The sequence below is a fragment of the Escherichia sp. E14S1 genome, assembly GCF_004211995.1.
GTDB lineage: Bacteria > Pseudomonadota > Gammaproteobacteria > Enterobacterales > Enterobacteriaceae > Escherichia.
This window is the reverse complement of the sequence record NZ_RHJQ01000002.1, coordinates 185023-198447: the sequence shown is the minus strand read 5'-3', so window position 1 is coordinate 198447 and position 13425 is coordinate 185023. Positions and strand designations below refer to the sequence as shown.

9 protein-coding genes are annotated in these 13425 nt (G+C 54.4%); 6 read left to right on the top strand and 3 right to left on the bottom strand.

All coding sequences use genetic code 11. The features are described from left to right. Nucleotides 1-4: 4 nt before the first annotated feature. Nucleotides 5-769, bottom strand: coding sequence for a DedA family protein (locus D9734_RS01610; RefSeq protein ID WP_130204888.1), 765 nt, complete (start codon nt 767-769; stop codon nt 5-7). Between the two features lie 85 nt (nt 770-854). Beyond that, entirely contained in the window at nt 855-1733 is an 879-nt protein-coding gene (araC, locus tag D9734_RS01605; protein ID WP_130205064.1) for an arabinose operon transcriptional regulator AraC, read from the bottom strand. 338 nt (nt 1734-2071) lie between these two features. Between araC and araB the strand changes: the two genes are divergently transcribed. The 6 genes from araB (at nt 2072) to rluA (ending at nt 12263) form a co-directional block, all read left to right on the top strand. Next, a complete protein-coding gene (araB, locus tag D9734_RS01600; RefSeq protein WP_130204887.1) occupies nt 2072-3772 on the top strand; it encodes a ribulokinase in 1701 nt (566 codons plus the stop codon). A gap of 10 nt (nt 3773-3782) precedes the next feature. Next, nucleotides 3783-5285 carry an L-arabinose isomerase gene (araA, locus tag D9734_RS01595; protein ID WP_000151750.1) on the top strand — a complete coding sequence of 501 codons (1503 nt, stop codon included), beginning with the start codon at nt 3783-3785 and terminating at the stop codon, nt 5283-5285. 115 nt (nt 5286-5400) lie between these two features. Then, nucleotides 5401-6096 (top strand): L-ribulose-5-phosphate 4-epimerase, encoded by a 696-nt coding sequence (gene araD, locus D9734_RS01590; RefSeq protein WP_130204885.1) that lies wholly within the window; start codon nt 5401-5403, stop codon nt 6094-6096. A gap of 74 nt (nt 6097-6170) precedes the next feature. Then, the gene (polB, locus tag D9734_RS01585; RefSeq protein ID WP_130204883.1) at nt 6171-8522 is read left to right on the top strand and encodes a DNA polymerase II; all 2352 of its coding nucleotides are present in this window, start codon (nt 6171-6173) and stop codon (nt 8520-8522) included. Between the two features lie 163 nt (nt 8523-8685). Beyond that, on the top strand, nt 8686-11592 hold the full coding sequence (rapA, locus tag D9734_RS01580; protein ID WP_001117011.1) for an RNA polymerase-associated protein RapA: 2907 nt from the start codon (nt 8686-8688) through the stop codon (nt 11590-11592). A gap of 11 nt (nt 11593-11603) precedes the next feature. Beyond that, nucleotides 11604-12263, top strand: coding sequence for a bifunctional tRNA pseudouridine(32) synthase/23S rRNA pseudouridine(746) synthase RluA (gene rluA, locus D9734_RS01575; RefSeq protein WP_000525176.1), 660 nt, complete (start codon nt 11604-11606; stop codon nt 12261-12263). 117 nt (nt 12264-12380) lie between these two features. On the opposite strand, the gene djlA is transcribed toward rluA, so the two are convergent. Beyond that, entirely contained in the window at nt 12381-13196 is an 816-nt protein-coding gene (djlA, locus tag D9734_RS01570; RefSeq protein WP_130204881.1) for a co-chaperone DjlA, read from the bottom strand. Nucleotides 13197-13425 lie beyond the last annotated feature (229 nt).

Sequence of the window (13425 nt, the reverse complement as noted above, 5' to 3'; positions counted from 1 at the left end):
TCCTCTAAACCCCAACCACTTTACGCAATATATCGATATACACCGGCATCAACGGATGGCGAATTAACACCACCAGCGCCACCACGCCAATGGCAGAAATCAACGGCGCCAGCCACAACAAATGACCACGCGACAAATAATGACTTAAACGATCGGTTACCTTGCCGCTGCGCCATAATCGCCAGCACAACCAACCGCCAACCCACAAAAACACCGCCGTCGCCAGCAGCAACCATTTAAACTCGCCACTCTGCATTCCGGCAGGAATATCGATCGCCGCGCCTGCCAGAATCCCCGGCAGGAAGTAAAACGGAGGCCATAACAGGCAGCCGATAATATTTGGCGTGATAAATTTCGCCACAGGCAGATCCAGCATCCCCGCCACCATTGGCACTAGCGGGCGCGTCGGCCCGATAAAGCGCCCGACCAGAATGGTAAACATGCTGTGTTGATGCAGCGCATGCTCGGTTTTATCGAGTAACGCTTTGTTTTTCTTCAGAAATGACCAGCGATGCAGCGGCTTTTTAAACCGCCAGCCCAGCCAGAAGGAGATCCAGTCGCCCATCAGGCAGCCAACAATCCCCGCCAGCCAGGCGTGCCAGAAACTTAACTCGCCGCTACCTATCAGCGCCCCCAGCCCCGCCATCAGCACCGTACCGGGCAGAATCAAACCGACCAGCGCCAGTGACTCCAGAAAGGCCACCAACACCACCGCCATCAATGAATACACAGTGGATTGGGTAATAAAGTGTTCCAGCAATGCTTGCATAATGTGCCTGTCAAATGGACGAAGCAGGGATTCTGCAAACCCAATGCTACTCCGTCAAGCCGTCAATCGTCTGATTCGTTACCAATTATGACAACCTGAGAGCTACATCATTCACTTTTTCTTCACAACCGGCACGAAACTCGCTCGGGCTGGCACCTGTGCATTTTTTAAATACCCGTGAGAAATAGAGTTGATCATCAAAGCCAACATTGCGCCCGACGGTGGCGATAGGCATACGAGTCGTGCTCAATAGCAGCTTCGCCTGACTGATGCGTTGATCTTCGCGCCAGCTTAAGACACTAATCCCTAATTGCTGGCGGAACAGATGCGACAGACGCGACGGAGACAAGCAGACATGCTGTGCGACACTGGCGATATCAAAATTGCTGTCCGCAAGGTGATCGCTGATGTACTGACAAGCCTCGCGTACCCGATTATCCATTGGCGGATGTAGCGACTCATTAATGACTTCCATGCGCCGCAGTAACAATTGCTCAAGAAGATTTATCGCCAGCAACTCCGAATAGCGCCCTTCCACTTGTCCGGCATTGATAATTTGCCCGAACAAATCGCTGAAATGCGGCTGATGCGCTTCGTTCGGGCGAAAGAAACCGGTATTGGCAAATATCGACGGCCAGTTAAGCCATTCGTGCCAGTAAGCGCGGGGGCGAAAGTAAACCCACTGGTGATACCATTCGCGGGCCTCCGGATGACGACCGTAGTGATGAATTTCTCCCGGCGGGAATAGCAAAATATCGCCTGGTCGGCAGACAAATTCTCGCCCCTGGTTTTTCACTATGCCCTGTCCGCGAATGGTGAGATTGAGAATATAGCCTTTCATTCCCAGCGGTCGGTCGATAAAAAAATCGAGATAACCGTTGGCCTCAATCGGCGTTAAACCCGCCACCAGATGGGCGTTGAACGAGTAACCCGGCAGCAAGGGATCATTTTGCGCTTCAGCCATACTTTTCATACTCCCGCCATTCAGAGAAGAAACCAATTGTCCATATTGCATCAGACATTGCCGTCACTGCGTCTTTTACTGGCTCTTCTCGCTAATCCAACCGGCAACCCCGCTTGTGAAAAGCATTTTGTAACAAAGGGGGGCAATAGCCATAACAAAAACGCGTAACAAAAGTGTCTATAATCACGGCAGAAAAGTCCACATTGATTATTTGCACGGCGTCACACTTTGCTATGCAATAGCATTTTTATCCATAAGATTAGCGGTTCCTGCCTGACGCTTTTTTTCGCAACTCTCTACTGTTTCTCCATACCCGTTTTTTTGGATGGAGTGAAACGATGGCGATTGCAATTGGCCTCGATTTTGGCAGTGATTCTGTGCGAGCTTTGGCGGTGGAATGCGCCACCGGTGAAGAGATCGCCACCAGCGTAGAGTGGTATCCCCGTTGGCAGGAAGGGCAATTTTGTGACGCCCCGAATAACCAGTTCCGTCATCACCCGCGTGACTACATTGAGTCAATGGAAGCGGCGCTGAAAACCGTGCTGGCAGAACTTAGCGCCGAACAGCGCGCAGCGGTGGTCGGGATTGGCGTGGACACCACCGGCTCCACGCCTGCACCAATCGACGCCGACGGCAACGTGCTTGCGCTGCGCCCGGAGTTTGCCGAAAACCCGAACGCGATGTTCGTTTTGTGGAAAGACCACACGGCGGTTGAAGAAGCGGAAGAGATCACCCGCTTGTGTCATACACCGGGCAAAACTGACTACTCTCGCTATATTGGCGGTATTTATTCCAGCGAATGGTTCTGGGCAAAAATCCTGCATGTGACTCGCCAGGATAGCGCCGTGGCGCAATCTGCCGCATCGTGGATTGAACTGTGCGACTGGGTACCCGCCCTACTCTCCGGCACCACACGCCCGCAGGATATTCGCCGCGGACGCTGTAGCGCCGGGCATAAATCTCTGTGGCACGAAAGCTGGGGCGGTTTACCTCCAGCCAGTTTCTTTGACGAACTGGACCCGATCCTCAATCGCCATTTGCCTTCCCCGCTGTTCACTGACACCTGGACTGCCGATATTCCGGTGGGCACCTTATGCCCGGAATGGGCGCAGCGTCTCGGTCTGCCTGAAAGCGTGGTGATTTCCGGCGGCGCGTTTGACTGCCATATGGGCGCAGTCGGCGCGGGCGCACAGCCTAACGCGCTGGTAAAAGTTATCGGTACTTCCACCTGCGACATTCTGATTGCCGACAAACAGAGCGTTGGCGAGCGTGCAGTTAAAGGCATTTGCGGTCAGGTTGATGGCAGCGTGGTTCCTGGATTTATCGGTCTGGAAGCAGGTCAGTCGGCGTTTGGTGATATCTACGCCTGGTTTGGTCGCGTACTCGGCTGGCCGCTGGAACAGCTTGCCGCCCAGCATCCGGAACTAAAAGAGCAAATCAAAGCCAGCCAGAAACAACTGCTTCCGGCGCTGACCGAAGCATGGGCCAAAAATCCGTCTCTGGATCACCTGCCAGTGGTACTCGACTGGTTTAATGGTCGTCGCACGCCAAACGCTAACCAACGCCTGAAAGGGGTGATTACCGACCTGAACCTCGCTACCGACGCTCCGCTACTGTTCGGCGGTTTAATTGCCGCTACCGCTTTTGGCGCGCGCGCTATTCAGGAGTGCTTCACTAACCAGGGGATCGCCGTAAACAACGTGATGGCGCTGGGCGGCATCGCGCGGAAAAACCAGGTGATTATGCAAGCCTGCTGCGACGTGCTGAATCGCCCGCTGCAAATTGTTGCCTCTGATCAGTGTTGCGCGCTCGGTGCGGCGATTTTCGCTGCCGTCGCCGCGAAAGTGCATGCCGACATCCCATCAGCCCAGCAAAAAATGGCCAGTGCGGTAGAGAAAACCCTGCAACCACGTACCGAACAGGCACAACGCTTTGAACAGCTTTATCGCCGCTATCAGCAGTGGGCGATAAGCGCCGAACAACATTATCTTCCAACTTCCGCCCCGGCACAGGCTGCCCAGGCCGTTCCGACTCTATAAGGACACGACAATGACGATTTTTGATAATTATGAAGTGTGGTTTGTAATTGGCAGCCAGCATTTGTATGGCCCGGAAACCCTGCGTCAGGTCACCCAACATGCCGAGCACGTCGTTAATGCGCTGAATACGGAAGCGAAACTGCCCTGCAAACTGGTGCTGAAACCGCTGGGTACCACGCCGGACGAAATCACCGCAATTTGCCGCGATGCCAATTACGACGATCGTTGCGCGGGTCTGGTGGTATGGCTGCACACCTTCTCCCCGGCCAAAATGTGGATCAACGGCCTGACCATGCTCAACAAACCGTTGCTGCAATTCCACACCCAGTTTAACGCGGCGCTACCGTGGGACAGCATCGACATGGACTTTATGAACCTGAACCAGACTGCACATGGCGGTCGCGAGTTCGGTTTCATCGGCGCGCGTATGCGTCAGCAACATGCCGTCGTTACCGGTCACTGGCAGGATAAACAAGCACATGAGCGTATCGGCTCCTGGATGCGTCAGGCGGTATCTAAACAGGATACCCGTCATCTGAAAGTCTGCCGTTTTGGCGATAACATGCGTGAAGTGGCGGTCACTGACGGCGATAAAGTTGCCGCACAGATCAAGTTCGGTTTCTCCGTCAATACCTGGGCAGTTGGCGATCTGGTGCAGGTGGTGAACTCCATCAGCGACGGCGATGTTAACGCGCTGGTCGATGAGTACGAAAGCAGCTACACCATGACACCTGCCACACAAATCCACGGCGAAAAACGACAGAACGTGCTGGAAGCGGCGCGTATTGAGCTGGGGATGAAGCGTTTCCTGGAACAAGGTGGCTTCCACGCGTTCACCACCACTTTTGAAGATTTACACGGTCTGAAACAGCTTCCTGGCCTGGCCGTACAGCGTCTGATGCAGCAAGGCTACGGCTTTGCGGGCGAAGGCGACTGGAAAACTGCCGCCCTGCTTCGCATCATGAAGGTGATGTCAACCGGTCTGCAGGGCGGCACCTCCTTTATGGAGGACTACACCTATCACTTCGAGAAAGGTAATGACCTGGTGCTCGGCTCCCACATGCTGGAAGTCTGCCCGTCGATCGCCGTAGAAGAGAAACCGATCCTCGACGTTCAGCACCTCGGTATTGGTGGTAAAGATGATCCTGCCCGCCTGATCTTCAATACCCAAACCGGTCCGGCGATTGTCGCCAGCCTGATTGATCTCGGCGATCGTTATCGTCTGCTGGTTAACTGCATCGACACGGTGAAAACACCGCACTCCCTGCCAAAACTGCCGGTGGCGAATGCGCTGTGGAAAGCGCAACCGGATCTGCCAACCGCTTCCGAAGCGTGGATCCTTGCTGGTGGTGCGCACCACACCGTCTTCAGCCATGCGCTGAACCTTAACGATATGCGCCAGTTCGCCGAGATGCACGACATTGAAATCACGGTGATTGATAACGACACCCGCCTGCCAGCGTTTAAAGACGCACTGCGCTGGAACGAAGTGTATTACGGATTTCGTCGCTAAGTAGCCGCATCAGGTATGTAACGCCTGATGCGACGCTGGCGCGTCTTATCAGGCCTACGCGCTGCGATTTTGTAGACCGGATAAGCCAAAGCGCATCCGGCACGAAGGAGTCAACATGTTAGAAGATCTCAAGCGTCAGGTTTTAGAAGCCAACCTGGCGCTCCCAAAACACAACCTGGTCACTCTGACCTGGGGCAACGTCAGCGCCGTTGATCGCGAGCGCGGCGTCTTTGTGATCAAACCTTCCGGCGTCGATTACAACATCATGACCGCCGACGATATGGTCGTGGTCAGCATCGAAACCGGTGAAGTGGTTGAAGGTACGAAAAAGCCCTCCTCTGACACGCCAACTCACCGACTGCTCTATCAGGCATTCCCGTCCATTGGCGGCATTGTGCACACGCACTCGCGCCACGCCACCATCTGGGCGCAGGCGGGCCAGTCAATTCCGGCAACCGGTACCACCCACGCCGACTATTTCTACGGTCCCATTCCCTGCACCCGCAAAATGACCGACGCAGAAATCAACGGCGAATATGAGTGGGAAACCGGTAACGTCATCGTAGAAACCTTTGAAAAACAGGGTATCGATGCGGCGCAAATGCCCGGCGTTCTGGTCCATTCTCACGGTCCGTTTGCGTGGGGTAAAAACGCCGAAGATGCGGTGCATAACGCTATCGTGCTGGAAGAGGTCGCTTATATGGGGATTTTCTGCCGCCAGCTGGCCCCGCAGCTCCCTGATATGCAGCAAACCTTGCTGGATAAACACTATCTGCGTAAGCATGGTGCAAAGGCGTATTACGGGCAGTAACGACTGTATAAAACCACAGCCAGTCAAACGAAACCAGGCTATACTCAAGCCTGGTTTTTTATTGGATTTTCAGCGTGGCGCAGGCAGGTTTTATCTTAACCCGACACTGGCGGGATACCCCTCAAGGGACCGAAGTTTCTTTCTGGCTGGCAACGGACAACGGGCCGTTGCACGTTACGCTTGCGCCGCAAGAGTCCGTGGCGTTTATTCCCGCCGATCAGGTTCCCCGCGCTCAGCATATTTTGCAGGGTGAGCAAGGCTTTCGCCTGACACCGCTGGCGTTAAAGGATTTTCACCGTCAGCCGGTGTATGGCCTTTACTGTCGCGCCCATCGCCAGTTGATGAGTTACGAAAAGCGCCTGCGTGAAGGTGGCGTTACCATCTACGAGGCCGATGTGCGCCCGCCAGAACGCTATCTGATGGAGCGCTTCATCACCGCTCCGGTGTGGGTCGAGGGAGATATGCGCAATGGCGCTATCGTTAATGCCCGTCTGAAACCGAATCCCGACTATCGTCCGCCACTCAAGTGGGTTTCTATTGATATTGAAACTACCCGCCACGGTGAGCTGTACTGCATCGGCCTGGAAGGTTGCGGGCAGCGCATCGTTTATATGCTGGGGCCAGAGAATGGCGATGCCTCCGCGCTCGATTTCGAACTGGAATACGTCGCCAGCCGCCCGCAGCTGCTGGAAAAACTTAACGCCTGGTTTGCAAATCACGATCCCGATGTGATCATCGGCTGGAACGTGGTGCAGTTCGATCTGCGAATGCTGCAAAAACATGCCGAGCGTTACCGTATTCCACTGCGTCTGGGGCGCGATAACAGCGAGCTGGAGTGGCGCGAGCACGGCTTTAAAGACGGCGTCTTTTTCGCCCAGGCCAAAGGTCGGCTAATTATCGACGGTATCGAGGCGCTGAAATCCGCGTTCTGGAATTTCTCTTCATTCTCGCTGGAAACTGTCGCTCAGGAGCTATTAGGCGAAGGAAAATCTATCGATAACCCGTGGGATCGGATGGACGAAATTGACCGCCGTTTCGCCGAAGATAAACCCGCGCTGGCGACTTATAACCTGAAAGATTGCGAACTGGTGACGCAGATTTTCCATAAAACAGAAATCATGCCGTTTTTGCTCGAACGAGCAACGGTGAACGGCCTGCCAGTAGATCGGCACGGGGGATCGGTAGCGGCGTTTGGTCATCTCTATTTTCCCCGTATGCACCGCGCTGGTTATGTCGCGCCTAATCTCGGCGAAGTGCCGCCGCACGCCAGCCCTGGCGGCTACGTGATGGATTCGCGGCCAGGGCTTTATGATTCGGTGCTGGTACTGGACTACAAAAGCCTGTACCCGTCAATCATCCGCACTTTTCTGATTGATCCCGTCGGGCTGGTAGAAGGCATGGCACAGCCTGATCCAGAGCACAGCACCGAAGGTTTTCTCGATGCCTGGTTCTCGCGGGAGAAACATTGCCTGCCGGAGATTGTGACTAACATCTGGCACGGGCGCGATGAAGCCAAACGTCAGGGCAACAAGCCGCTGTCACAGGCGCTGAAGATCATTATGAATGCCTTTTATGGCGTGCTTGGCACCACTGCCTGCCGCTTCTTCGATCCGCGCCTGGCGTCGTCGATCACCATGCGTGGTCATCAGATCATGCGGCAAACCAAAGCATTGATTGAAGCGCAGGGCTACGACGTGATCTACGGCGATACCGACTCAACGTTTGTTTGGCTGAAAGGCGCACATTCGGAAGAAGAGGCGGCGAAAATCGGTCGTGCACTGGTGCAGCACGTTAACGCCTGGTGGGCGGAAACGCTGCAAAAACAACGGCTGACCAGCGCGCTGGAACTGGAGTATGAAACCCATTACTGCCGTTTTCTGATGCCTACCATTCGTGGAGCCGATACCGGCAGTAAAAAGCGTTATGCCGGGCTGATTCAGGAGGGCGACAAACAGCGGATGGTATTTAAAGGGCTGGAAACCGTGCGTACTGACTGGACGCCGCTGGCCCAGCAGTTTCAGCAGGAGCTGTACTTGCGCATCTTTCGCAACGAGCCATATCAGGAGTACGTGCGTGAAACTATCGACAAACTGATGGCGGGCGAACTGGATGCGCAACTGGTTTACCGTAAACGGCTTCGCCGTCCGCTGAGCGAATATCAGCGTAATGTACCGCCACATGTACGCGCTGCACGCCTTGCCGATGAAGAAAACCAAAAACGCGGTCGCCCCTTGCAATACCAGAACCGTGGCACCATTAAGTACGTATGGACCACCAACGGCCCGGAGCCGCTGGACTATCGACGTTCACCGCTGGATTACGAACACTATCTGACCCGCCAGCTTCAACCTGTGGCGGAAGGAATACTCCCCTTTATTGAGGATAATTTTGCTACACTTATGACCGGGCAACTTGGGCTATTTTGAGCAAAAAAAGAGTTCGTCAGATACCATTTTGATGCGTGACGAATGCCTTGCCATCCAGTACCATAGCGCCCTTTCCATTCCTGGACCTGAATAACACTACTACCACATTAGCCTGGTAGCGGGTAGTTATTGCCTGCAATTAAAGATATAGAGCCAAACACATATGCCTTTTACACTTGGTCAACGCTGGATCAGCGATACAGAAAGCGAATTAGGACTTGGAACCGTTGTCGCGGTGGATGCGCGAACTGTCACATTACTTTTCCCATCTACTGGTGAAAACCGTCTGTACGCACGCAGTGATTCCCCCGTGACCCGCGTGATGTTCAACCCTGGTGATACCATTACCAGCCATGACGGCTGGCAGATGCAAGTCGAAGAAGTAAAAGAAGAAAATGGCTTGCTGACCTATATCGGTACTCGCCTGGATACTGAAGAGTCCGGCGTGGCCCTGCGTGAAGTTTTCCTTGATAGCAAACTGGTGTTCAGCAAACCGCAGGACCGTCTGTTTGCCGGGCAGATTGACCGTATGGACCGCTTTGCGCTGCGTTATCGCGCGCGTAAGTATTCCAGCGAACAGTTCCGTATGCCGTACAGCGGCCTGCGCGGTCAGCGTACCAGTCTGATCCCGCACCAGCTCAACATCGCTCATGATGTTGGTCGCCGCCATGCGCCGCGCGTTCTGCTGGCTGACGAAGTGGGTTTAGGGAAAACCATTGAAGCCGGGATGATCCTGCATCAGCAGTTGCTCTCTGGCGCTGCTGAACGTGTGCTGATTATCGTACCGGAAACTTTACAGCATCAGTGGCTGGTGGAAATGCTGCGCCGTTTCAACCTGCGCTTTGCGCTATTTGATGATGAGCGTTATGCCGAAGCTCAGCACGATGCTTACAACCCGTTCGACACCGAACAGCTGGTGATTTGCTCGCTGGATTTTGCCCGTCGTAGCAAACAGCGTCTGGAACACCTCTGTGAAGCCGAATGGGACCTGCTGGTGGTCGATGAAGCGCATCACCTGGTGTGGAGCGAAGACGCGCCGAGCCGCGAATATCAGGCTATTGAACAACTGGCAGAGCACGTGCCGGGCGTTCTGCTGCTGACCGCAACCCCGGAACAGCTGGGAATGGAAAGCCACTTCGCCCGTCTGCGTCTGCTGGACCCGAACCGTTTCCACGATTTCGCGCAGTTCGTTGAAGAGCAGAAAAATTATCGTCCGGTTGCAGACGCCGTTGCCATGCTGCTGGCAGGTAACAAACTGAGCAATGACGAACTGAACATGCTTGGCGAGATGATCGGCGAGCAGGATATCGAGCCGCTGTTGCAAGCAGCAAACAGCGACAGCGAAGATGCACAGAGCGCCCGTCAGGAACTGGTTTCGATGCTGATGGATCGCCACGGCACCAGCCGCGTGCTGTTCCGTAACACGCGTAACGGTGTGAAAGGCTTCCCGAAACGCGAGCTGCACACTATTAAGCTGCCGCTGCCGACGCAGTATCAGACGGCTATTAAAGTCTCCGGCATTATGGGCGCACGTAAAAGTGCGGAAGATCGCGCTCGCGATATGCTCTACCCGGAGCGTATTTATCAGGAATTTGAAGGTGATAACGCCACCTGGTGGAACTTCGATCCGCGCGTTGAGTGGCTGATGGGCTACCTGACCAGCCATCGCTCTCAGAAAGTGCTGGTGATCTGCGCCAAAGCGGCCACTGCGCTGCAACTGGAGCAGGTACTGCGCGAACGTGAAGGTATTCGCGCCGCGGTGTTCCACGAAGGCATGTCGATTATCGAACGTGACCGCGCTGCCGCCTGGTTTGCTGAAGAAGACACCGGTGCGCAGGTACTGCTGTGCTCGGAAATCGGTTCTGAAGGACGTAACTTCCAGTTCGCCAGCCACATGGTAATGTTCGATCTGCCGTTCAACCCGGATCTGCTGGAGCAGCGTATTGGTCGTCTGGATCGTATCGGTCAGGCACACGATATTCAGATCCATGTGCCTTATCTGGAAAAAACCGCTCAGTCAGTGCTGGTGCGCTGGTATCACGAAGGTCTGGATGCGTTCGAGCACACCTGCCCGACCGGACGCACTATTTACGATAGCGTATATAACGATCTGATTAACTATCTGGCTTCACCGGATCAAACCGAAGGCTTTGACGATCTGATCAAAAACTGCCGCGAGCAGCATGAAGCGCTGAAAGCACAGCTGGAACAGGGTCGTGACCGCCTGCTCGAGATCCATTCCAACGGTGGCGAAAAAGCCCAGGCCCTGGCAGAAAGCATTGAAGAGCAGGATGACGATACCAACCTGATCGCCTTCGCCATGAACCTGTTCGATATTATCGGTATCAATCAGGACGATCGCGGCGACAACATGATCGTGCTGACGCCGTCCGATCATATGCTGGTGCCGGACTTCCCTGGTCTGTCGGAAGATGGCATCACCATCACCTTTGATCGTGAAGTGGCGCTGGCGCGTGAAGATGCACAGTTTATTACCTGGGAGCATCCGCTGATCCGCAACGGTCTGGATCTGATCCTCTCTGGCGATACTGGTAGCAGCACGATTTCACTGTTGAAAAACAAAGCATTGCCGGTAGGTACACTGTTGGTAGAGCTGATTTACGTGGTTGAAGCCCAGGCGCCGAAGCAGTTGCAGCTTAACCGCTTCCTGCCGCCGACACCGGTACGTATGCTGCTGGATAAAAACGGCAACAACCTGGCAGCGCAGGTTGAGTTTGAAACCTTTAACCGTCAGCTTAACGCGGTTAACCGTCACACCGGCAGCAAACTGGTTAACGCCGTGCAGCAGGATGTTCACGCTATCCTTCAGCTGGGTGAAGCGCAGATCGAGAAATCTGCCCGTGCATTGATTGATGCGGCGCGTAACGAAGCCGACGAAAAACTGTCTGCCGAGCTGTCTCGTCTGGAAGCGCTGCGTGCGGTGAACCCGAACATTCGTGACGACGAACTGACCGCCATTGAAAGCAACCGTCAGCAGGTAATGGAAAGCCTGGATCAGGCAGGCTGGCGTCTGGATGCCCTGCGTTTGATCGTTGTGACGCATCAGTAACGGAGCCGAAAATGGGGATGGAAAACTACAATCCACCGCAGGAACCCTGGCTGGTTATCCTGTATCAGGATGACCACATTATGGTGGTCAACAAGCCGAGCGGTTTGTTGTCTGTACCGGGTCGTCTGGAAGAGCACAAAGACAGCGTGATGACGCGCATTCAGCGTGATTATCCGCAGGCAGAATCGGTGCATCGTCTGGATATGGCTACCAGCGGGGTGATTGTAGTGGCGCTGACCAAAGCCGCGGAGCGGGAATTAAAACGCCAGTTCCGCGAGCGCGAGCCGAAAAAGCAGTATGTGGCCCGCGTCTGGGGGCATCCATCCCCCGCAGAAGGTCTGGTGGATCTGCCGCTGATTTGCGACTGGCCAAACCGCCCGAAACAGAAAGTCTGTTACGAAACGGGTAAACCTGCGCAGACGGAGTATGAAGTGGTGGAGTATGCGGCGGATAACACGGCAAGAGTGGTGTTAAAGCCGATTACCGGGCGTTCACATCAATTGCGTGTGCATATGCTGGCGCTGGGTCATCCGATTCTCGGCGATCGTTTTTATGCTTCACCAGAAGCGAGAGCAATGGCACCGCGTTTGTTGCTACATGCAGAGATGTTGACGATTACCCATCCGGCATATGGCAATAGTATGACGTTTAAAGCGCCAGCGGATTTTTAATCGTCACGCTGGCGAAGTTCGGTAGGCCGGAGAAGGCGCTCACGCCACATCCGGCAATTTTGCGCCGATTGCCTGATGCGACGCGGGCCGCGTCTTATCAGGTCTACACTTTGAAACTTATTTAAATCCTTTCTGCTGCTTAATCAGCTCATACGCCTGCTGAATTTCCTGTGCTTTCTGCTTCGCCATCTCCATCATCTCAGGCGGCAAACCTTTCGCCACCAGCTTATCTGGATGGTGTTCACTCATCAGCTTGCGGTAGGCGCGTTTAATGGTGGTCGCCTCATCCGTTGGCTTCACGCCCAGCACATTACAGGCATCTTCCAGCGTCGGGCCACGCTGCGCTTGCTGCCAGTTACCACCGCCGGACTGCTGCTGATAACCGCCGCCAAACTGTGCACCGCCCTGCATCATGCGCAGAAACTGATCAAACTGGGCGCGGGAGATCCCTAATTCTTCAGCAATGACATACAGCACCGCTCGCTCATTTGGATGCAGCGAACCATCAGCAAACGCCGCCTGAATCTGGATCTCCAGAAACATGCGAATTAAGTCAAAACGACCAAAGCAGACACTGCGGAACTGACGCATCTTTTCGCGCAGTGGGTAATTGTCTGATTTTCCCACCCGGAACGCATTTTGCGCCGCAGTACGGGAAGCACCATGCAGATTCATTCGCTCCATCAGCTGGCTGGCGATATGAATATCAGCCTCGGTAACGCGACCTTTGGATTTGGTTAAATGCCCCATCACTTCAAAAGTGGTGGCAAAAAACAGCGCCTGACGCTCGCGCTGGTTGGCGAACCACGCCATCTTGCGGCTACGGGCTTTATCAAACATATGGCCAATTAACAGGCCTAACACTACGCCCCAAAAGCCGCCGCCCATCAGTAAGGCCACGGCCACGCCAATGATTTTTCCCCAATACTGCATATATTCCCCAAATGGACTTACGGAAACCAGCGCTATCTCCCACAATATAAAGGTGCTTTTACCGTTTTCCGGCTGCGGTCAATTGTGGGACATCGCCTATAATTTGCATTATCATACCTGTCATTCAATGCCGTGCCTAACACCACAGACGCTATTCGGACAGGATTAACACTAGCGTAGAGATGACGAGTACGTTAGTCTCTGACCGTTTGTCACGCGCAACGTTACC